Annotated in this window: 19 protein-coding genes and 2 pseudogenes; 15 read left to right on the top strand and 6 right to left on the bottom strand. The window is 51.3% G+C overall.

Annotated features, from left to right (window positions below; translation table 11 throughout):
• Nucleotides 1-3: 3 nt before the first annotated feature.
• Together DW205_RS01485 and DW205_RS01480 are read right to left on the bottom strand one after the other, a co-directional pair.
• The gene (locus DW205_RS01485; protein ID WP_005862244.1) at nucleotides 4-1101 is read right to left on the bottom strand and encodes an isochorismate synthase; all 1098 of its coding nucleotides are present in this window, start codon (nucleotides 1099-1101) and stop codon (nucleotides 4-6) included.
• Nucleotides 1098-2330, bottom strand: a complete 1233-nt coding sequence (locus DW205_RS01480; protein WP_005862246.1) for a Cof-type HAD-IIB family hydrolase — start codon at nucleotides 2328-2330, stop codon at nucleotides 1098-1100. Before DW205_RS01480 ends, DW205_RS01485 begins: the two co-directional genes overlap by 4 nt.
• Before the next feature lie 355 nt (nucleotides 2331-2685).
• Between DW205_RS01480 and DW205_RS01475 the strand changes: the two genes are divergently transcribed.
• Entirely contained in the window at nucleotides 2686-3921 is a 1236-nt protein-coding gene (locus DW205_RS01475; RefSeq protein ID WP_121963047.1) for a site-specific integrase, read from the top strand.
• 11 nt (nucleotides 3922-3932) lie between these two features.
• Nucleotides 3933-4295 carry a hypothetical protein gene (locus DW205_RS01470; RefSeq protein ID WP_008645570.1) on the top strand — a complete coding sequence of 121 codons (363 nt, stop codon included), beginning with the start codon at nucleotides 3933-3935 and terminating at the stop codon, nucleotides 4293-4295.
• A 79-nt stretch (nucleotides 4296-4374) separates the two neighbouring features.
• Here DW205_RS01470 and DW205_RS01465 read toward each other — a convergent pair whose 3' ends face one another.
• Both DW205_RS01465 and DW205_RS01460 read right to left on the bottom strand, forming a co-directional pair.
• A complete protein-coding gene (locus tag DW205_RS01465; protein ID WP_008645571.1) occupies nucleotides 4375-4680 on the bottom strand; it encodes a helix-turn-helix domain-containing protein in 306 nt (101 codons plus the stop codon).
• Nucleotides 4681-4719: 39 nt separating this feature from the next.
• Nucleotides 4720-5013, bottom strand: coding sequence for a helix-turn-helix domain-containing protein (locus DW205_RS01460; RefSeq protein ID WP_032535412.1), 294 nt, complete (start codon nucleotides 5011-5013; stop codon nucleotides 4720-4722).
• Nucleotides 5014-5263: 250 nt separating this feature from the next.
• On the opposite strand from DW205_RS01460, the gene DW205_RS01455 reads away from it, so the two are divergent.
• The 9 genes and pseudogenes from DW205_RS01455 (at nucleotide 5264) to DW205_RS01415 (ending at nucleotide 17790) form a co-directional block, all read left to right on the top strand.
• Nucleotides 5264-5656, top strand: a complete 393-nt coding sequence (locus DW205_RS01455) for a helix-turn-helix domain-containing protein (RefSeq protein WP_008655856.1) — start codon at nucleotides 5264-5266, stop codon at nucleotides 5654-5656.
• Between the two features lie 3 nt (nucleotides 5657-5659).
• Nucleotides 5660-6010 carry a helix-turn-helix domain-containing protein gene (locus DW205_RS01450; RefSeq protein WP_008655857.1) on the top strand — a complete coding sequence of 117 codons (351 nt, stop codon included), beginning with the start codon at nucleotides 5660-5662 and terminating at the stop codon, nucleotides 6008-6010.
• Between the two features lie 19 nt (nucleotides 6011-6029).
• The gene (locus tag DW205_RS01445; RefSeq protein WP_121963046.1) at nucleotides 6030-7607 is read left to right on the top strand and encodes a DUF4099 domain-containing protein; all 1578 of its coding nucleotides are present in this window, start codon (nucleotides 6030-6032) and stop codon (nucleotides 7605-7607) included.
• A 59-nt stretch (nucleotides 7608-7666) separates the two neighbouring features.
• Nucleotides 7667-9757, top strand: coding sequence for a type IA DNA topoisomerase (locus DW205_RS01440; RefSeq protein WP_008645574.1), 2091 nt, complete (start codon nucleotides 7667-7669; stop codon nucleotides 9755-9757).
• A 163-nt stretch (nucleotides 9758-9920) separates the two neighbouring features.
• Nucleotides 9921-10373, top strand: coding sequence for a DUF1896 domain-containing protein (locus tag DW205_RS01435; RefSeq protein WP_008645575.1), 453 nt, complete (start codon nucleotides 9921-9923; stop codon nucleotides 10371-10373).
• Nucleotides 10363-14433, top strand: a pseudogene (locus DW205_RS01430) (N-6 DNA methylase); the annotation flags it as partial. The gene DW205_RS01435 and the pseudogene DW205_RS01430, both read left to right, overlap by 11 nt.
• A 268-nt stretch (nucleotides 14434-14701) precedes the next feature.
• Nucleotides 14702-15955 (top strand): site-specific integrase, encoded by a 1254-nt coding sequence (locus DW205_RS01425; protein ID WP_028902040.1) that lies wholly within the window; start codon nucleotides 14702-14704, stop codon nucleotides 15953-15955.
• Nucleotides 15956-15967: 12 nt separating this feature from the next.
• Nucleotides 15968-17251 (top strand): site-specific integrase, encoded by a 1284-nt coding sequence (locus DW205_RS01420; protein WP_036929757.1) that lies wholly within the window; start codon nucleotides 15968-15970, stop codon nucleotides 17249-17251.
• A gap of 53 nt (nucleotides 17252-17304) precedes the next feature.
• Nucleotides 17305-17790 (top strand): DUF1896 domain-containing protein, encoded by a 486-nt coding sequence (locus DW205_RS01415; protein ID WP_023983529.1) that lies wholly within the window; start codon nucleotides 17305-17307, stop codon nucleotides 17788-17790.
• Between the two features lie 77 nt (nucleotides 17791-17867).
• Here the strand turns inward: DW205_RS01415 and DW205_RS22210 are convergent, their stop codons facing one another.
• Entirely contained in the window at nucleotides 17868-18023 is a 156-nt protein-coding gene (locus DW205_RS22210; RefSeq protein WP_196246881.1) for a hypothetical protein, read from the bottom strand.
• Between the two features lie 425 nt (nucleotides 18024-18448).
• On the opposite strand from DW205_RS22210, the gene DW205_RS01410 reads away from it, so the two are divergent.
• From DW205_RS01410 to DW205_RS01390, 4 genes are all read left to right on the top strand, one after another.
• Entirely contained in the window at nucleotides 18449-18718 is a 270-nt protein-coding gene (locus DW205_RS01410; protein WP_006045125.1) for a helix-turn-helix domain-containing protein, read from the top strand.
• A 20-nt stretch (nucleotides 18719-18738) separates the two neighbouring features.
• Nucleotides 18739-19053 carry a helix-turn-helix domain-containing protein gene (locus DW205_RS01405; RefSeq protein WP_006045126.1) on the top strand — a complete coding sequence of 105 codons (315 nt, stop codon included), beginning with the start codon at nucleotides 18739-18741 and terminating at the stop codon, nucleotides 19051-19053.
• Nucleotides 19041-19550 (top strand): DUF3408 domain-containing protein, encoded by a 510-nt coding sequence (locus tag DW205_RS01400; RefSeq protein ID WP_006045127.1) that lies wholly within the window; start codon nucleotides 19041-19043, stop codon nucleotides 19548-19550. Before DW205_RS01405 ends, DW205_RS01400 begins: the two co-directional genes overlap by 13 nt.
• Before the next feature lie 192 nt (nucleotides 19551-19742).
• Nucleotides 19743-20162, top strand: coding sequence for a hypothetical protein (locus DW205_RS01390; RefSeq protein WP_004359027.1), 420 nt, complete (start codon nucleotides 19743-19745; stop codon nucleotides 20160-20162).
• A gap of 472 nt (nucleotides 20163-20634) precedes the next feature.
• Here DW205_RS01390 and DW205_RS01380 read toward each other — a convergent pair.
• Nucleotides 20635-21616: pseudogene (locus DW205_RS01380) on the bottom strand (IS30-like element IS4351 family transposase).
• Nucleotides 21617-21824: the final 208 nt, after the last annotated feature.

The raw sequence follows: 21824 nt of genomic DNA, 5'->3' as shown, positions 1-21824 counted from the left end.
AAATTATAAATTACCCACTATTCTCCGCATCGTATCTAATTTATCCTCTGTCTCCTGCCACTCATCCTCTAGCTGCGAGGCCGCTAACAGACCGCCTCCGGCATACAGCGTAAAGGTTTGGGGGAGGATATTCATGCAACGGAGGTTTACGTACAGATCTGTTTTGCCTTTGGGATCCAGCCAACCGATGAAACCGGAGTAATAGCTACGATCGTACCCCTCATTTTCGATGATGAAATGATAAGCCTCCTCCTTGGGAAGACCGCAGACGGCTGGAGTAGGGTGTAATAGTTGAAGGACATCACCCAGCTTCTCGGGATTCGGCAAGGAGAAGAAGAAATCACTTTTCAAATGAGAAACCTCTCCGGCCCGGGCTGAATAAGGCCCCTTCTCCTCGGGAGTAATACCCAAGGTGGACAGCTGGCGGCGTATATAGGAGGCGACTAATTGCTGTTCTCTCCAATTCTTATGGTCCCAGCTTTTCGGTAATTTCCCGTCTCGTAAGGATTGGGTTCCGGCCAAAGCTACCGTTTGCCAGTCACCTTTCTCGCCGGATAACAAGATTTCCGGTGTCCCACCCATCCAAGTTCCGGTTTCCGGGGTATGGCAAAGGTAGACATAGGAGCGGATATATCGTTCTTCCGCGGCGAAGAATGCCTTGCCGGGTGAGAAAGAGGGATCTTTCCGGATCGTTTTGCTACGGGATAGGACTAGTTTATCTTGGCTTCCTTTTAGCAAAGGGTTGGTAAACAGGGAGAAATGGTAAGCGTATCGTTCCTTCTCCTCGGATTCGGACGGGATTTCGATTTCATTCGAAGGGAATTCGTTTTTCTCTCGAGAGAAATCCCAATCGGATTCGGAGGGGATTTCAAAGCAATCCGGTTGGATTAAAACGATAGGTCGTTCCGCTGTCACCTGAAACGGAGCGATTACAAAACCGCTCCGTTCATTTAAGTCTTTTATGTCGTATAATAGGCAAGGAGAGCCGGCGCTTTGCATCCTGAAATGGAGCCTATCCTCACTAGGAATACGCCAAATAGCGAAACTCCGGCCTTGCTTGATCAACGTGTCTATTATTTCGTAAGAATCTTTTGGAATCATTTCTTCTTTAGTATACTATTGATTACCCGTACAGAGGAAACCAGTTTGTCGGTAGAGGTGAATATGTCTACGTTCCACACATGGGATGAACGGCCTTTGTGGATAATCGTCCCGACGGCACGTACCGTGTCTCCCTCGTGGGCGGACGACATATGGCTGCCGCTAACTTGCATGCCGACTACCATCTCGTCCGGTTTCGCCAGAATCATGGAACCTAGTCCGGCCACGGTCTCTGCCAGAGCCAGTGTAGCGCCTCCGTGCAAGATACCGAAAGGCTGGCGGGTCCGTTCGTCTACAGGCATGGTCGCTTCCACACGATCCTCCGACGCATAGGTATATTGAATGCCTAGATTACCCATTAAAGCATGTTTGGCCCGTGCGTTTAGTTGATCTAACGGAACCTCTGTGGGTTTGATCGTGGCAAGGATCGCTTTCTCGATCGCTACCGCCACACCTTCCATATTATTGGGTAAGGTCGTGAAATCGGCACAAGCCTTTACGGAATCGCGTGCGTTACCCATCGCCACGCCGGTACCGGCTAATTGAAGCATGGATACGTCGGCCACGCCATCACCGATAGCGACAACCTCTTCGGTCGTGATATTCAGCATCTCCATCAATACCGCCAACGTATTTCCCTTATTGATGAAATGAGGAGCTACCTCCAAGAAATAGTCCTCGGAGCGGAAAGCTTCCAATACCCCGTCCAGACGTTTCTTCCAATGATTTTCGAGACCCACTAGATTGTTCTCGTCATCGCTGGTAAGAATACACTTACAGGGTGCGAAATCCACCGCTTCCGGGAAATTCTCCACACCGATGATGCGCATCTTATTGAGTTCGGCCTCCTCTTGGACATGCTTGTTTTCCGGACTATCGGTTAGGATATAGTCCTTGTGATATGTGAAGATCGCGAAACCGTTTTCCTTCGCCTTCCGGTTTAAATAAGGAATCATGGCCGGATCGATTCGTTTCTCGAACATCAATTCTCCGGTCTGGGCATTGATGATCTGACCTCCGTTATAAGATAATATGAAACCACCGTAATGATTCAATTCAAGGGCCTCCGCCAAGGGTTGAACCCCGTTGGTGGGTCGGCCGGATGCCAATACAACATGAACTCCCATCTGCTGAGCCTTTAACAAGGCGGCATGGGTCCGGGGAGTTATCTCTTTCTTGTCGTTAAGCAACGTCCCATCTACGTCTAAGACTAATAATTTGTACTTCATGGCGTCTTATTTTTATGGTTTTGGGTACAAAGTTACTACAAAAAAGAGAAATGCGGAAAGATATAGTGATAGAATTGAGTTACAAGGGTTTCAGTCGTGCTTCCGATTATTCGTGAAGCCATCGCAATCACCGCTGAAGCCAAATCAGGACGCCGCTACGTTACTTGTCCGTAACCATGCACGGAATGGCGACAAACGGACACGGATAACGAAACAAGGCGTTAAGGATTAGTGAGTTACTGACAACTCACGCAACAAATCCGGTTACGGAAAAAGATTGCGCCGTTCCTCCCCGTTTTGCGTACCGGCGACGGACTCTTCACCAACTAATTTTGAACCTAAAAAAATAAGGACGATGAAGAGTACATTTTCAGTAATCTACTACCTCAAACGTCAGGTAGTGAAAAAGGACGGGACAGTACCCGTCATGGGACGCATTACGGTGGACGGCAGCCAAACGCAGTTCAGCTGCAAACTGACCGTCGATCCCAAGCTGTGGGACACCAAAGGGGGACGTGTCACGGGCAGAAGCTCGGCGGCACTCGAAACGAACCGCATGCTCGACAAGATGCGTGTGCGCATCAACAAACACTATCAGGAAATCATGGAGCGTGACAACTTCGTCACGGCGGAGAAGGTCAAGAACGCCTTTCTCGGACTGGAACATCGCTATCACACGCTGATGCAGGTGTTCCGGCAGCACAACGAAGACTACGAGAAACAGGTGGATGCTGGCATGAAAGCCAAAGGCACGCTCCTGAAGTACAGGACCGTTTACAAGCACCTGCAAGAGTTCCTCACCATCCGCTACCGCGTGAAGGACATCGCGCTGAAAGAGCTTACGCCCGCCTTCATCTCCGACTTCGAGATGTTCCTGCGCACGGACAAGCACTGCTGCACCAACACCGTGTGGCTGTATGTCTGCCCCTTGCGGACGATGGTGTTCATCGCCATCAACAACGAGTGGCTCACACGCGACCCATTCCGGGAGTATGAAATCAAGAAGGAGGAAACGACACGCAGTTTCCTGACGAAAGAGGAAATCCGGCTGCTGATGGAGGGCAGGCTGAAAAACGCCAAGCAGGAGCTTTACCGCGACCTCTACCTGTTCTGCGCCTTCACGGGCCTGTCGTTCGCCGACATGCGCAACCTGACGGAAGAGAACATCCATACCTACTTCGACGAACACGAGTGGATAAACATCAACCGCCAGAAGACGGGCGTGGTGTCCAATATCCGCCTGCTCGACATCGCAAAGCGCATCATCGACAAATACCGGGGTCTGTGCGGGAACGGCAGGATTTTCCCCGTTCCCCACTACAACACGTGCCTTGCCGGAATCCGTTCCGTCGCCAAGCGTTGCGGCATCACCAAGCACATCACGTGGCATCAGAGCCGACACACGGCAGCCACGACGGTGTTCCTCTCCAACGGCGTACCCATCGAAACGGTCAGTTCCATGCTGGGACACAAGAGCATAAAAACGACGCAGATATACGCGAAAATCACCAAAGAAAAGCTCAACCAAGACATGGAGAACCTTGCCGCAAGGTTGAACGGCGTCGAGGAATTTGCAGGTTGCACCATCTAAAAAGAAAAGCCATGAAACGTGACATAATCATCATAGAGGACAAGGCGGTCAGCGTAACCGGTAACGAGATATGGATGACCTCCACAGAAATCGCCGGACTGTTCCACACGGGCGTCCCGGCAGTGAACGCCGCCATCAGAGCCGTCCGCAAGCCGGACGTGCTGAACGACTACGAGGTGTGTCGCTACATGCGGCTTGAAAACGGGCTTTCAGCCGACGTGTATTCGCTGGAAATCATCATCCCCATCGCCTTCCGGCTGAACACCTACCATGCACACGTGTTCCGCACGTGGCTGGTGGGCAAGGCACTCTCGAAGGAAAAGCGGCAGGCATACGTGATGTTCATACAGAACGGAAAAGCCGGGTATTGCTAAACACGCATAAAAAGAAAAAAGAAAAAGGAAACGGACAGCCCGTATGGAGTTGCCCGTTTCCTTTTTTCATGCAGCCGCCTTATTCCATCGGCTTGCGGTAGTTCGCCTCCAATAGTTCACGCAACCCCGATTCGGGGTAAAGCACCTTCCCTCCCAAAAGTATAAAGGGCAGCACCCTGTTGTTGCGGTACTCCTGCAAGGTGCGGCGGCTGACACGGAGCAGTTCCGCCACCTCCCTGTCCGTCAGGTAACGCTCCCCGTCCAACGGCGGGCGGTAACTTTCCAGAAAGGCGGAGAGCCATTTCGAGCCTTTGCGCATGTTCTGCACGACGGTGGCAAGCGGCTCGTCCTCCATCGTAAACACTTCATTGTTCTCGTTCATCATAACTTCGGATTCAGTGGGTTGTGAATAATAAAAATCAAATCATTTTCCGCCGGGATAGAGCGTGCCGACAAGCGGAATGAGCCTTTTGACCTCCTCCGGCTTGTAATAGAACCTGCGGTTTATCTGCGAGTAGCCGATAAGCCGCCTGTCACGCAAAGTCTGCAACGTGCGCGGGCTGATCCTCAACTGCCCGCAGACCTCCTCGCCCGTGAGCCACCTTTCCATCCGCCCGCCGTCGCTCCTGCGCCTCAGGGCGGCTACCTTCTCCGCGAGGGCGTTGAAGGACGCCACCATCATCTCGAAGGTCTTTTTCTCGATAGATACTATTTCCATAAGCAAAACATTTCAGAGTTTGCCGCAAAGGTAACGAAGCCGCCTTGAACACGTACCGTTTCCCGCTAAAAGGCAGCTTGTTGCGCCGTCTGTCCGGGTTACGGAGCCATTATCCGTAAAAATCTTACGTGAGCCACGTAGTGAGCTGTTAAAGCCCATTTGGTTTATTGCCGAATTTTGTCGCAGAAACATAGCGCAAGCCGAGCGCAGAACGTCAAGCCCGCTTGAACGGTATGCCGAGGCGCAGCCTATGTTCATGCAAATAAACCAAAAGAAAGAACTGAATATGAAAGTGATAACGATGGAAAGTTCCGCCTTCACCGCATTGACGGAACAGATAGCCGAGATAGCGGCACACGTGCGTGCCGTTTCCGGCGGTAGGAAGGAAGAAGCTCCCGACAGGTTGCTCACCACCCGCGAGGCGGCGCACCTGCTGAACGTGAGTTGCCGCACCCTCCAGCGCATGCGCAGCGAACAGCGCATCGCCTATGTCGTGCTGCGCGGCAAGTGCCGCTACCGGCAGTCGGAAATCGACCGCCTGCTCGAAGACAGCACCGTTACGGGCGAAGCCGCGACACCGGAACAGTTGAAACGCAACCACACGCTGCGCACGGGCGGCAGACCCAAAGGAAGGAGGACGTAAGACATGGAACTGCTTACCCGCAACAATTTCGAGAACTGGATGCAGAAGGTGATGGAACGGCTCGACCGTCAGGACGAGATGCTGCTCTCCATGCAGCCGTCCGGCAAAGCCCCGAACCCGATGGACGGGATCAGGCTTTTCGACAACCAAGACCTGTGCATACTGCTCCAGATCAGCAAGCGCACCCTGCAACGCTACCGCAGCATCGGCGCGCTGCCCTACAAGACGCTCGGCAAAAAGACCTATTACAGCGAGGCGGACGTGCTGACGTTCCTCTCCGAACATGTAAAGGATTTCCGCAAGGAAGACATAGCCTTCTACAAGGCTCGTATCCATAATTTCTTTCAAAAATAACCATTAAAACATTTTTCAGATGGCAAAGAAAAAAGACGAAAAGGACGTGCTGGTTGTCCGTGACGAGAAGACGGGCGAAATCAGCGTGGTAGCCGGGCTGAACGCCGACGGCTCCCCCAAGCGTATCCCCGCGAAAGCGGAGAACGCGCAGAGTTTCCTGCAATTCGACCGGCACGGCGACGTGCTGGACAACTTCTTCAGGAACTTCTTCCGGCAGTGCAGGGAACCCAGCCGCTTCGGTTTCTACCGTGTCGCGGCGGACCAAGCCGACAAACTGCTGGAGGTTATCAAGGACTTGCTGAAAGATCCCGACGGCAACAAGGAGATGCTTGCGCCCCACAAGGTGGACACCTCCGGCTACGAAAAGAAAGTACAGGAGGAGCAGTCCGCCGAAAAACAGGAACAACCGGAACAGAAACAAGATGACGAACCTAAAAAACAGGAAGAAATGGAACAGAAAAACGAACAGAATCAGGAAAGTCCTCAGCAGACGCAGGGCAACCGGGGCTACCAGCCCATCGACGAGAGCAAGATCAACTGGCAGAAGTTGGAGGAGAAATGGGGCGTGAAGCGCGACGACCTTGAAAAGTCGGGCGACCTTAACAGGATGCTCAACTACGGCAAGTCCGACTTGGTGAGGGTGTCGCCCAATTTCGGCGGAGAGGCTTTCGAACTGGACGCCCGCCTCTCCTTCAAGAAGGACGGCGAGGGCAACGTCAGCCTTGTGCCGCACTTCATCCGCAAGGAGCAGAAGCTCGACGACTACAAGGAACACAAGTTCTCCGACGATGACCGGAAGAACCTGCGCGAAACGGGCAACCTCGGCAGGGTCGTGGACCTCGTGGACAGGGAAACGGGCGAGATCATCCCCTCGTTCGTCAGCATCGACCGCAAGACGAACGAAATCACGGATGTCTCGGCCAGCAAGGTGCGCATACCGGAACGCATCGGCAAGACGGAAATCACCAAGCAGGAGCAGGACATGCTGCGTGCCGGTCTGCCCGTGCGTGACAAACTCATCGAACGCAAGGACGGCAGGAAGTTCGTCACCACCCTGCAAGTGAACGTGGAGCAGCGCGGCGTGGAGTTCGTGCCGGGAACCGGCAGGTCGCCCCGTGCCGTCCAGACACAGGAAAATAAGGAGAAACAGGCGCAAGGTACGGAAAACACAGCCAACACGAACAAGGAGCAACGCCGCAACACGTGGACGAACGCCGACGGCAGCATCCGCCCCATCAGCAAATGGAGCGGCGTGAACTTCACCGACAAGCAGAAAGCCGACTACGTGGCGGGTAAAGCCGTGAAACTGGAGAACGTGACCGACAAGCAGGGCTTCCATGCCACGATGTATATCAAGTTCAACCCGGAGAAGGGACGCCCGTACCGCTACGACACCAACCCCGACAACGCGCAGAAGGTCGCGCCTTCCAACGAGAGCCGCACGCAGGTGGCGGTGAACAGCGAGGGCAAGACCAACGAGGCTACCAAGAACCTGAAGGAGCCGTTGCGGAAGGGACAGACCGCCCCGAAGGACACCGCGCAGCAACAGCAGCAGGAGAAGCCGCAAAAAAGAAACAATAAGGGCATGAAGATGTAATCCGGTGTCCGCCACTAAATCCGAAGTAACATTTGTAAAATTCAAAACGACAGAAGAATATGAAGACAATCATTGCAGAAAAGCCGTCTGTGGCACGTGAGATCGCCCGTATCGTGGGCGCGACAAAGAGAGAGGAAGGATATTTCGAGGGAGGCGGCTACGCCGTGACTTGGGCGTTCGGACATCTCGTACAGCTTGCCATGCCCGACGGCTACGGCATACGCGGCTTCGTCCGTGACAACCTGCCCGTCATCCCCGACACCTTCACGCTCGTCCCCCGTCAGGTAAAGACGGAGAAGGGCTACAAGCCCGACAGCGGCGTGGTGACGCAGATCAAGACCGTCACCCGGCTATTCAAGGAAAGTGAACAGATCATCGTGGCGACCGATGCCGGACGCGAGGGTGAGCTTATTTTCCGCTACCTCTACCATTACACCGGATGCGCCACCCCGTTCGTCCGCCTCTGGATAAGCTCGCTTACCGACAAGGCTATCCGCGAGGGACTGCGCAACCTTGAAGCGGGCGGCAAATACGACGACCTCTATCTTGCCGCCAAAGCGCGGAGCGAATCGGACTGGCTCGTGGGCATCAACGGCACGCAGGCACTCTCCATCGCCGCCGGACACGGCACTTACTCCGTCGGGCGGGTGCAGACACCTACATTGGCGATGGTGTGCGCACGCTACTGGGAGAACCGCCGCTTCACGCCCGAAGCCTTCTGGCAGCTCCATATCGCAACGGACGGCTGCGACGAAGGAACTGTGAAGTTTTCCTCTTCCGAAAAATGGAAAGAGAAAGAGCCCGCGACGGAACTGTATAATAAGGTGAAGTCGGCAGGCACAGCCACCGTCACGAAAGCCGAACGCAAGGAGAAGACGGAGGAAACACCGCTCCTGTACGACCTGACCACGCTCCAGAAGGAAGCCAACACCAAGCACGGCTTCACGGCGGAACAGACGCTTGAAATCGCGCAGAAGCTCTACGAGAAGAAGCTCATCACCTATCCGAGAACCGGAAGCCGCTACATCCCCGAAGACGTGTTCGCCGAAATCCCCAAGCTGCTCGCCTTCATCGGGGCTTTGCCCGAATGGAAAGGCAAGGTGCAGCCGAAAGCCGTCCCGACACGCAGAAGCGTGGACGGTAGCAAGGTGACGGACCACCACGCCCTGCTCGTCACGGGAGAGAAACCGCTGTTCCTCTCCAAAGAAGACAACACCGTCTATCAGATGGTTGCCGGGCGCATGATCGAGGCGTTCTCCGAGAAATGCGTCAAGGACACCGCTACCGTCACGGCGGAGTGTGCCGGAGTGGAGTTCACGGTGAAAGGCAGCGTCATCAGGCAAGCCGGATGGCGTGCCGTATATGGTGAGGAGGACAAGGAAGAAACCGCCATCCCCGGCTGGCGGGAAGGCGACACGCTGACGTTGAAAGGCTGTTCCATCACGGAGGGAAAGACCAAACCCAAGCCGTTGCATACCGAAGCAACCTTGCTCTCGGCTATGGAAACGGCGGGCAAGGACATAGAGGACGACGCACTCCGTCAGGCTTTGAAGGACTGCGGCATCGGCACGCCCGCCACCCGTGCCGCCATCATCGAAACGCTCTTCAAGCGCGGCTACATGGAACGCTGCAAGAAATCGCTTGTGCCGACAGAAAAAGGGCTTGCCCTTTACTCTGTCGTGAAGACGATGCGCATCGCCGACGTCGCCATGACGGGCGAATGGGAGAAGAATCTGGCACGCATCGAGCGCGGGGAGCTGCCCGCCGACACCTTCTGCAAGGAGATAGAGGCGTACACAAAGGAGATTACCTCCGAACTGCTCTCGTGCGACAAGCTGTTCGCCCGCAGGGATTCCGGCTGCAAGTGTCCCAAGTGCGGAACGGGCAGTATGCAGTTCTACGGCAAGGTCGTCCGCTGCGACAACGCGGACTGCGGGCTACCCGTGTTCCGCCTGAAGGCGAACCGCACCCTTTCCGATGACGAGATCAAAGAGCTGCTCACCGATGGGCATACGAAGCCGCTCAAAGGCTTCAAGAGCAAGCAGGGCAAGAGCTTCGACGCCATAGTCGCCTTTGACGGGGACTATAACACGACTTTCGTGTTCCCCGAAAGGAAAACGAGCAGGAAATTTTCAGGACGGAAGAAATAGTATTAACTTTGCCACTTGTTCAGAGTAATGAATTGTTCTTCGATACCGGATTACACTCATACTTTGGATTTAGTGGTGGCACTCGGAGGGATACCGAGTGCCTTTTCATTCTCCTTTTCAGACGATTATCCCCATCATTATCAACCCACTAAATTCCAAAGTAATGAACAACAAGAAGAAAAACGAAGGTCAGACCGACTTTTCCTATTACGGTCTGTACCTGCTGGACTATCTCCGCACGAACAGGTTTGAACAGGCTTCCGACGATGCCTTCATCCGGGAACGTGCCGACCGTGCCGCCGAAACGTATGAGCGTGCGCGGCTCGAAGGCTATCCGTCCGAGGGGGCGCAGGAGTTGGCGATGGACACGCTCCTGCGTGGTCTTCGCTATTCCAAGTACGCCATCCTCCGCGAAGTCGTGGAAAACGAGTTTGCCGACGAAGTGCCGGAAAAGAAACGCGAAGCCTTCATCCGAAAGCTGCTGCCGCCTGTCGGCAACGTATTCTCCGCCTATGATCTTTCGGACGACAACTTCGCCCTGTCGCCCGAATACGACCTGCTCTACACGGAGCTGACGGGAGCCGTCGTCCTTTATATCGGGGAATATGGCGTTTAACCGCAAACAACGGCTGCGGGACAACATCGAGGCGATACGGACGGCATTCATCCTTGACAGGGAACGGAGGACGGCAACCGCCGAGGAACAAGCCATACTTCGGAAGTATTGCGGTTTCGGCGGGTTGAAGTGCATACTGAACCCGGCAAAGGAACTGACGGATGCCGTGCATTGGGCGAAATCGGACCTCGAACTGTTTGCCCCTACGGTGGAACTGCACAGGCTGGTGCGTGAAAACAGCAAGGACGATACGGAGTACAAGCGGTACGCGGATGCCATGAAGCAGTCCGTGCTGACCGCATTCTACACACCGCCGGAGATAACCGGCACGATTGCGGAGGCTCTGCATGAACACGGCATACGTCCCGACCGTGTGTTGGAGCCGTCGGCGGGCGTGGGCGCATTCGTGGATGCCGTGCTGGAAAACAAGCCGGACGCGGACATCATGGCTTTCGAGAAAGACCTGATGACGGGCAAGATATTGGGACACCTGCATCCCGACCAAAAGGTAAGGGTGCAGGGATTCGAGAAGATAGAGAAGCCCTTCACGGATTATTTCGACCTTGCCATCTCGAACATCCCGTTCGGCGACGTGGCTGTGTTCGACCCGGAGTTTACAGGAAGCCAAGACCCGGCAAGGCGTTCCGCACCGAAGGCAATACACAACTACTTCTTCCTGAAAAGCCTTGACGCTGTGCGTGAGGGCGGCATCGTGGCGTTCATCACCTCGCAGGGGGTGCTGGACGCACCGTCCAACGCACCCATACGCGAGTATATGATGCGTAATGCCAATCTGGTGGGTGTCGCACGCCTGCCGAACAATCTCTTCACGGACAACGCGGGTACGGAGGTGGGCAGCGACCTGATTATCCTGCAAAAGAACAGCGGAAAGAACGGGGAACTGTACTACAACGAGAAACTTTTCATGCAGACCGAACAGACGCCCATCGGCACTTCGGTGAACGGGTATGTATGGAGCATCAGCTCTCTTTCCAATACGGATTTAATCAGAGGCACAGACCCTTACGGGAAACCTGCCTATCAACTCCTGCACCGGGGCGGCATCGGGCAAATGGCGGAGGACTTGCGGGAACATCTGAAAATCGAGTTGCATCAGTTTGACAAAGAACTGTATGAAATGTACAGCCTGCATCCGGCACAGGGGAAAAGCACGGTTACGGAAACCATTTCCATACCAGTTGTCACTCCTGAGATACAGCCACGTAATGAAATGGCAGCCAAGCCCGAAGCGGTAACACCGCAGCCGGAGGAAGAAAAGCCGGAGATAGAGCCGCACCGTCCCGATTATTCGGAGGGCGTGCAGCTCTCCCTGCTCGACCTCTGGGGCATGACCGAGGAGGTACGCAAGCAGGAAGCACCCTCCAAGAAGAAAAAGACGGCGAAAAAGGAAAGCCCGGCAAGACGTATGCCTCCCAAACCGCAGGCGCAGGTTACGCCGAAGGTTACGACCGCACCGCCACAGCCGTCTGCCGCACCACCGACGGAGAACAGGGACAGCCAAGAAACAAAGCCGGTGAGTGTCGCAGCCAAAGCCGATCCGGATGATATTTACGCCACTTTGGATTGGGATACCAACCCGCCCATCAACGGCTTCTATGAAATGATGATGGACCTCACGCCGGAGCGACGCAAGGAGCTTCGCAGGCTGGCGGCACAGCATCAGGAGAAACGGCAGCATGTCCCGGACGTGAAAGCCGCACCGGAGCAGGAAACACGGCAACCCGAAACGCAGCCGGAAGTTGCCGCCACTCCTGCCGCTCACGCAACGGAAACGGCTGCAACCTCCCTTTTCCCCGAAATGGAAGCGGAAAAACCGGAGGAGGAACCTCTCGACCTTTCTCCCCGTCCGTTCAACGGCATGCTGGAGCCGCACTATCGTGACGGCTCTATGGTACTGGATGCTTCACGCAATCTCGGTTATTTGAAAGACCTCACGCCTTACGGCGCGACATTCCAACCGCTTGACCTGACTGGCTACCAGAAGGAGAAAGCGATGTTGTATGTGTCACTCCGTGATTCATACGAGCGGCTTTACCGCTACGAGGCGGAGTATCACGATGAAGGGTCTGCACAACGCATAGCGTTGAACACCTGCTACGATGAGTTTGTCATGCGCTACGGCAACCTCAATGCCAAGCAGAACGTGAAACTGTTGATGATGGATGCCGCCGGGCGCGACATCCTTTCGTTGGAACGTGCGGAAGACGGCAGGTTCGTCAAGGCGGACATCTTCGAGCGTCCCGTTTCCTTCTCGGTGGAGAGCCATGCCAACGTAAGCTCTCCCGAAGAGGCACTCTCCGCATCGCTCAACAAGTTCGGCACGGTCAATCTCGACTATATGCGGGAGATAACCGACAGCACGGAAGAGGGATTGCTTGACGCCCTCAAAGGACGCATCTTCTACAACCCGCTCGTAACCGGTTACGAGATAAAGGACAGGTTCATCGCCGGGAACGTGATAGAGAAGGCGGAGCGCATCAAGGCATGGATGGGTGACAACCCAGAAAACGGGCGTATGCCGGAAGTGAAGCAGGCGTTGTTGGCTCTGAAAGAAGCCGAGCCGCCGCGCATCGCCTTCGAGGACCTCGACTTCAATTTCGGGGAACGCTGGATTCCGACGGGCGTGTACGCCGCCTACATGAGCCATCTTTTCGACACGGACGTGAAAATCGCCTACTCCGCAAGCATGGACGAGTATTCGGTGGCGTGCGGCTACCGCACCATGAAAATCACGGACGAGTTTTTAGTGAAGGGCTATTACCGGAACTATGACGGTATGCACCTGTTGAAACACGCCCTGCACAACACCTGCCCCGACATGATGAAGTCCATCGGCAAGGATGAGCATGGCAATGACATCAAGGTGCGCGACAGCGAGGGCATACAGCTCGCCAACGCCAAGATTGACGAAATCCGTAACGGGTTCTCGGAATGGCTGGAAGAGCAGTCGCCGCAGTTCAAGGAACGGCTGACGACAATGTACAACCGCAAGTTCAACTGTTTCGTGCGACCGAAGTATGACGGTTCGCACCAGACGTTTCCCGACCTCAATCTGAAAGGATTGGCAAGCCGGGGTATTCAAAGCGTTTATCCGTCGCAGAAGGATTGCGTCTGGATGATAAAACAGAACGGAGGCGGGATCTGTGACCACGAAGTTGGAACAGGTAAAACACTGATAATGTGTATTGCAGCGCATGAAATGAAGCGTCTGAACTTGGCGCACAAGCCGATGATTATCGGCTTGAAGGCGAACGTGGCGGAGATAGTAGCCACTTATCAGGCGGCATATCCTAATGCGAGGATTCTCTACGCTTCGGAAAAGGATTTCTCGACTGCCAACCGCGTGCGTTTTTTCAACAACATCAAGAACAACGACTACGATTGCGTCATCATGTCGCACGACCAGTTCGGCAAGATACCACAGTCGCCGGAGTTGCAACAGCGCATCCTGCAAGCGGAGCTTGACACGGTGGAGGAAAACCTTGAAGTGCTGCGGCAGCAGGGCAAGAACGTGTCGCGGGCGATGCTGAAAGGATTGGAGAAACGCAAGCACAACCTTGTGGCGAAGTTGGAGAAAGTGGAACACGCCATCAAATCCCGCACGGATGACGTAGTGGACTTCAAGCAGATGGGCATCGACCACATCTTCATTGACGAGAGCCACCAATTCAAGAACTTGACTTTCAACACCCGGCATGACCGTGTGGCGGGGTTGGGAAACTCGGAAGGAAGCCAGAAAGCCCTGAATATGCTTTTTGCCATACGAACTATACAGGAGCGCACGGACAAGGACTTGGGGGCTACGTTCCTGTCCGGCACAACCATTTCCAACAGTCTGACGGAATTGTACCTGCTCTTCAAGTATCTGCGTCCGAAGGAATTGGAAAGGCAGGATATCCGATGCTTCGACGCATGGGCGGCAATTTTCGCCAAAAAGACAACCGACTTCGAGTTCAACGTGACGAACAATGTGGTTCAGAAGGAGCGTTTCCGATATTTCATCAAAGTGCCGGAGCTTGCCGCCTTCTATAATGAAGTATGGGAGTAGAAAGCAGAATATGGCATAAAATTCATATCTGACTGAAATACAGCGGATATTGCTTGTTTCTTCTTAGGGTTGCATCATAGAAAACAGGCAGAAAAGGGAGCGAAAAGGAGGGAGTTCAGTTACCAAATCGTTCGACAAACGATGAAAGGAAAAGGACGGCTGAAAGTGGTAACTAAAACGGCGTTTTCTCTTTCATTATCAATATTTTGCATCGCTCAAAGTTTCTCAAAGAAGTGTAATTTTGCAAGCAAAAAAAACAATGGAAAAAGAAAAATTCAAGCTGCTTTTCTACCTCAAGAGAGGTACGCAGGACAAAAACGGAAAAAGTCCCATCATGGGACGCATCAGCGCAGGACGCTCTATGGTACAGTTCAGTTGCAAATGCTCATGTACTCCTCGCTTGTGGGACAGTCGCAAGAACCGACTGCTGGGCAAGAGTGCCGAAGCCGTATCGGTAAACAAGGAACTTGACCGCCTACAAGTGAGCATACACAAGGTTTATGAGTCTCTTTCGGGTAAATCCGATGCTCCCATCACGGCAGAGCGAGTACGGGAACTTGTATTCGGACTGAACAGTGAGTCACAAGGACTGCTTTATCATACGGACGAGTATATCGACCGCTTCCGTGAGCGTGTGGGCATAGACCGCAGCGAACGCAGACTAAAATGCCTGTTGCTCTTTCACAAGCATCTGGCAAACTTCGTCAGGTATCGCTACCGTGTGGAGGATATTCCCGTGCAGAAAGCCGACATCGCCTTTATCAAAGACTTGGAGGACTACTTCGCCAAAGAAAAGGGATTCAAGCTCAACACTTCGGCTGGTTATCTCTCCATGCTGGCTTCCTTGCTCAAAGACCTGTATAAACGGCATATCATTGACACCTATCCCTTCATCAACCATTCCATTCGTTGGGAAGCGGGTACTCCACGTTACATCACGAGGGAGGAGGTAAGCCGTATCGCAGCCTTGGGAGAAGACGAACTGCAAGGCTATGAAAAAGTGTCGAGGGACATGTTCCTTTTCTCCTGCCTGACGGGACTTTCCTATACCGACGTGTATCACTTGACGGAGCAGCACATCTTTCACGAAGCGGGAATGACTTGGATACGCAAGCCGAGAATGAAGACGGGCAACGTATGCCACATCCCCCTACTTCCCGAAGCCACTGCCATTATCGAGCGTTATCGGGGCATTCACACGAGGGCTTTCCGACACGAACCGCCCAAGGGGTATCTGCTGCCCATACCCGGATGCGACACGGTAAACATACACCTCAAAAAGATAGCACGGCTTTGCGGTATTCAGAAAACGCTGACCTATCACATGGCACGGCATACCTTCGCATCTCAGATGACACTGTCGGAGGGCGTGTCCATTGAGAGCGTTTCCAAAATGCTCGGACACAGTCAAATCAAAACCACGCAAGTGTATGCGGAGACTTCTCCCGAGCGTGTCTTTCTGGACATAGAGAAAATACTTCCACAACTCGCACATTATCAACTGACCAACTAAAACCGCAGAACAATGAAAAGTACATTTGCCATACTATTCTACATAGATAGAAGCAAGACCAATGAAGACGGACTATGCGTAATCCGCTGTCGTATCACCTGTAACGGCACATCCTCTTCGTTTTCCACACAGCTACAATCCGTTCCCGACGAGTGGCTTGCCCGAAAAGGGCGCATCAAGGCGACAGCAGGTAATTCAAGCGGCATCAATCTGCAACTGAACTCAATCGAAGAGTGCTTGCATTCACTCTATGAACGTACATTAAGGGAAGAAAACTATATCACGGCGGAATACCTCAAGGAGCGTTATATGCAGCAAAGTCGCCCTATGCCAACACTTACGGAGTTATACCAAACCGTCTGTAAAGAAAAGGAGGATTTGCAGGGCAGAACACTAAGCAAGGCGACCGTCAGGGCTTTTAAGGACAGCTACAAGAGTTTTGTTCATTTCCTGCAAGTAAGGGACAGGGCAGACTGTATGCCCACAGAGGTGGACAAGACTTTCCTTGAGGACTATCGCCTTTTTATGCTTCGGGACTTGGGAAACAAGGAAAGCAGTGTCGGCAACCGCCTACGCCACTTGCATCAGGTCATTCGCAAGGTATTGCAGGAGCGATACGTTCGTGAAGACCCTTTTGAACTCATAGACATAGAAACGCCTACCTACGAGCGCAATGCACTTACGGCGGACGACCTGCAAAAACTCTTAGCTTACCGTCCGCACCGCTCGACAGACAACCATTGCAGACTTATTTTCCTCCTGGGATGTTTTACGGGGCTGGCATTCTCCGATTTGAAGAAACTCAGAATGGATGATGTCTATACGCTCAGTGATGGACGCAGATATATCTCCCTCTGCCGAACAAAGACACAGAACAGAAGTATTGTCCCGTTGCTGCCCGTTGCCGAGAAAATACTCGCCATTGTGAGCCACGAACGAAGGGAGGGGCTTTTCTTTCGAGAGTTTCCCAGCAACAGTAATTTCAATAGAACTATTCAGGAGATATGTATTAAGGCAGGACTGCCACCGCATACCCAAGCGACCTCACACACCGCACGGCACACCTTTGCCACGACCATCTGTCTGGAGAACGGACTTCCGATAGAGACGGTGAGCAAGATGCTGGGGCATCGCTTTATCTCCACGACCGAGATTTATGCACGGGTGACCAAGAGCAAGATTGCCAAGGAAATGCAACCCCTGATGGGTAGTGAGCATACAAGGGTACTGCGTAAAGCCTTACGGCTGTGTCCGTCAAGAACACCGAAAAAGTCAAGTCCCATAATTGGGCTGTAACAGCCGTAATGAATGAATCAAAAAAGAAGTCTAACTTTTTAACAAGAAGAACAATGAAACAGAAGAACAAAAAGGAAGTTTCCTTCTTCCGATTGAAGTTGGAAAGCTATATGAGTGAACATCACCCCGAGCGATTGGGAGACAAGGAGTTTATCACGGCAAGAGCCGATATGGCACTGACCGCCTACTGCGATGCCGTGGCGCAAGGTTTTAATCATTTAGAAGCAGAAAGAATAGCAAGTGAAGTGCTTTTCAGTGGACTGCATTTCTCAAAGTACGATACCCTTGTTTCTGTCTTGGAGGACGAGTTTGAGAGGGAACTTCCTGCACCGCTCCCCGAGAGGCTTTCGCTTTTATTGTTGGCGAACAAGGCTGTTCAAGCCACATTCGCTGGGTATGAACTGACGGACGCATTTGCCGCAAGCGGACAATACGACCGTCTTTACACCGAACTGACAGGCACAATAGTGCTGCTCATCGAGAGCAACAACCTGCCAACGGTCAAACAGACGGAGGAAGCAAGCCCGAAGGCGTTGTAGGCAAAGGCGCACGCAAAGTTCCTGATGCCGTTTCTTATCGTGCAAAGGTACAACGGCAGCCTGTCTGCCCTGAAAGGTCAAGTCCTGTGGATGGAGAGAAGAATCTCCACCGCAGGATTTTTCTTTTTCAAGGCAGTACTACAATTCTCAATATCCGTGCGGTCGTATTCATCTCTCCCAACCTTGCAGGGCAAGGCTGCCGTAGAGAGATAGGCACGACAAGAATACGGCATACTCAGGCTCTTTGGACGCAAGGCGTAACAGCCAACAATAGATAGGACTGACGATAATACGGACAATCTGTTGTTTGTACAATTTGTTGTCATGACTATCTGTTGTCAAAACTATATACCGTCAAAATAATCTATCGATAAAACGATCTATCGACACTTCGACATCTCGATTTGTCGAATTATCGAATTATCGATAAAACAACAAAATAATAAAAGGAACGAGCCGGCACCTCATCTCATTACCGCAATAACACAGACGGATTTCCTTTGTTTTTCTATTGCTTTCTCTCTATTTCCCTGCTTATCCTCATTTCTTGCAGCGGTGCTTCCGAGGGTTTACTTTTGCACCCGAGAAGTACGGCAATGGACTGCATAACAGTTTGTTTGCTGAGTAACAATAAAGTAATCAAAACAAAATTAAGGCAATGAAACTCATTATCATCGACCGCAAAGCGTGGGGGCAACATCGCTCCGAATTTGCAGACTTTATCCATCGTGTGGAGAAACTCATCGGTAATCCTCCTGAGACCGAGCAATGGCTCGACAACGAAGCCGTGTGCAAGCGTTTAGGCATCAGCAAGCGTACCCTACAATCATACCGAGATACGGGCAAAATCCCTTTCTCCATGATTGGACACAAGTGTTATTACAAACAGACCGACATCTGTGAAATGCTGAATGCAGTCAAGGATTGAAATCAAAGAATGAATGAATTATGGCAGAGAATGAAATCATTACGCGGGAAGACCCTCAGATGCAGATGTTTGCACAACTGATGGAAGGCACTTTGAAGAAGTTGGAGCGGTATTGTGCCACAGCTCGTCCGATGTTAGATGGCGAGGTTTACCTTTCGAGCGAGGAAGTGTGCAGGCAATTACGGCTCAGCACACGCACGCTCCAAGAGTACAGAAATGCAAGAATACTTCCTTTCTACAAAATCGGAGGGAAGATACTCTACAAGCAGAGCGACATACAAGCCATGCTTGAAAAACACTATAACCCGATACCCAAGAAATTATGGCAAGAATAGATGAAAAAAGGAAACAACGCTTGGAACAAGCCATTAGAGATATGGGAAATTATGGCGTTAAGCTCCGCAAGCCCGAAGAGTTACCCGATTTTGACCAGCCCTTCGATTATGAAGAGGAAAAGAGAAGGTTTGAGCCTGTTGATAAAGTTGAGGAACAAAATGACAAGGAGAGTAACAAGGATTTTTCTCAACCGTCCTATCAAGAAACAGCGTTGTCGCCAACAGAAAGGGCTACTTCTACCGAAGAATTTCATCAAAGAATGGGAAAAACAAAGGACAGAAAGCAATTATCCGAGTTTCAGGGGAAATATCTCCAGCCCTTTCGCAACAGCCACCGCAAAGCCGTGTATGTATCAGAGGAAACCCAACGAAAGTTAGACTTCGTGGTACGGAGAATCGGTAAGCATGGAGCGAGCGTTTCGGGATATGTCGAACAGGTACTGCGGGAACACCTCGACCAATACAAGGAAGATGTGGAAAGATGGAGGAAACTCTGAATTACTGCATTCCTCGAATGCAAGCCTACGCCGAGTTACTGTATTCAATGAATGCAGTAACACAGCAGGGGCTTATAATCCCATTTTCTACATCAGCAAGGTGTGTCTTTGTACCACAAATTGCCATTTGTACCACAAAGACCCTTGCCCCGAAAGGGGATTAAATCACTCCAAAGTCGTGATTAGAAAGCAATGAAGAAGCAAAAACAAAAGAAGCCAGACGGCAGATGTGCCACCTGCCCACGATGGGACAGATGGCACATCAGAATACCTAATTCCGAAGACCAGCAGAAACTTATCAGACTCTATCGCAAGTCGGGAGCAAAGACAAAGAGCGACTTTGTCCGAGCAAGGCTTCTTGGTGAATCTTTTAAGGTCATCACCCAAGACCCTGCAAAAGAACCTTACTTGGAGAAACTCTCAGAAATCGTTGCCTTGGCTCATAAGATAGGAGTTCTGTACAACGAAGTCGTGAAAGTCCTCAATACTTATCATTCTGTTGCCACTGCTCAACAACTGCTCGGCAAACTCGAAACCTATTCCCAAATTCTCATCAGACTACAACAGCAAGCAGTACAACTGACAAAATCCTTTGGGAGTAGAGAAGAATGAATGCTGATAAATCATAACACCCATACTCGTATCGTACCGCGAATGTCCAATCCCTCTTTGGATGATACAAAAGGGTCACTTTGAACGATTACATAGGACCAGTTTCAACGATTTTTCCACTCTGCCCTAATACTTTATCTTTTGGAAAGTACATTGATAATCAGATAATTATTTCAATAACTCCCGATTTGGAGTATTACCCCACATTTATTATTTTTTTATTTTGACAATTCCCGATTTGGGGCATTACCATGACCATTAACAAACACAAAGTCTGTATAATCCCCTATAACTAACGTATCTTTTGAAATTTTCCGTATTTTGTAATCAACATATGGATAGAGCTTTTCCACAGGATGTGGAAGTTTCCAATAAATAAAAACTCGCATGCCATCAACATCAAACACTTTAGGGAATAAAATGTCCTGTTGGGAAGTAAATTCTTCATCTCCTTTCTTATTATAAGCTGAATTCAACTTGCAAATGCAACAGAATTCTGATTAATAATTTGTTTAAATTTTTCGTTTGGCGTGAGGTATCCAAGTCTTTTACGAGGTCGATTATTGAGTTTATTTTCAATCCACTTAATCTGTTTGTTGGTTACTTCACTAAAGTCCTTACCCTTTGGGATATACTGCCTGATAAGCCCGTTGGTGTTTTCATTGGCACCACGTTCCCATGAGTGGTATGGTTTGCAAAAATAGAATTTTATTTCCAATTTTTGCGCAATTTCCTCGTGCTTTGCAAACTCCTTTCCATTGTCAGCCGTAATTGTGTGTATTAAGTTTTTCACTTTCCGCAGTGCCCATACTGCAATCTTAGCTACCGGGATGGCTTCTTTTCCCGACAACTTGCGTATCCAGACCCTGCTTGTTGCTCTGTCGTTAATGGTAAGAATGGCACCTTTGTGGTTCTTACCAATAATTGTATCTATCTCTAAATCACCAAATCTCTCCTTCAGTTCCACTATCTCGGGACGCTCATCAATATCCACCCTGCCTGGGATAAATCCTCGCCCTGCATTTTTAGAACCACGTTTGGCATACCTGCGACCTTGTCTGCGAAGATATTTGTGCAGTTTGCCACCCCGCCGCTTATCCTCCCAAATCCAGCGATATATCGTTTCGTGAGATACCATCGCAATTCCCTCCAAGCGGCTCCTGCCGACAATCTGCTCCGGGCTGAATCCTTTCTTCAACAGCTTTATTATCCGTTTTCTCATTGCCGGTGTAAGCACTTCCTTGCGATGTTTTTGCTGCTTGCGCCTGTCTGCTTTTCGCTGGGCAAGCTCCATGCTATAGCTACCACTTCGGGCGTCGCAATTGCGCTTTATCTCCCTGTAAACAGTGCTTTTATCTACTCCGATAGCTTCCGCTATTGCTTTTTTGCTCATCGGTATTTGCAACATCATAGAAAATTGCATACCTTTGTTCCTCGGTTATATGTTTGCTCATCTGCAACTTTTTTTTCTTTGGACGGACAATCAAAGCAAAGATAGCAAACTTTATCCATTCAGAGTGAGAGAAAGGGGGACATTGTCTCTCTTTCCTCTCTGAAAAATAAATGTTTTTATTGCTTATTATCCGCACCCAAAAAGTTGCATTTATAAGTTGAACTCAAGAAGTATTCACCTGTAAGAAGTTACTAATGACAAAAAAGAAA

The organism is Parabacteroides sp. AM17-47, assembly GCF_003434625.1.
GTDB lineage: Bacteria > Bacteroidota > Bacteroidia > Bacteroidales > Tannerellaceae > Parabacteroides > Parabacteroides distasonis.
Note: the sequence above shows the minus strand (reverse complement) of the source record. Positions and strands in the feature narration are given on the sequence as shown.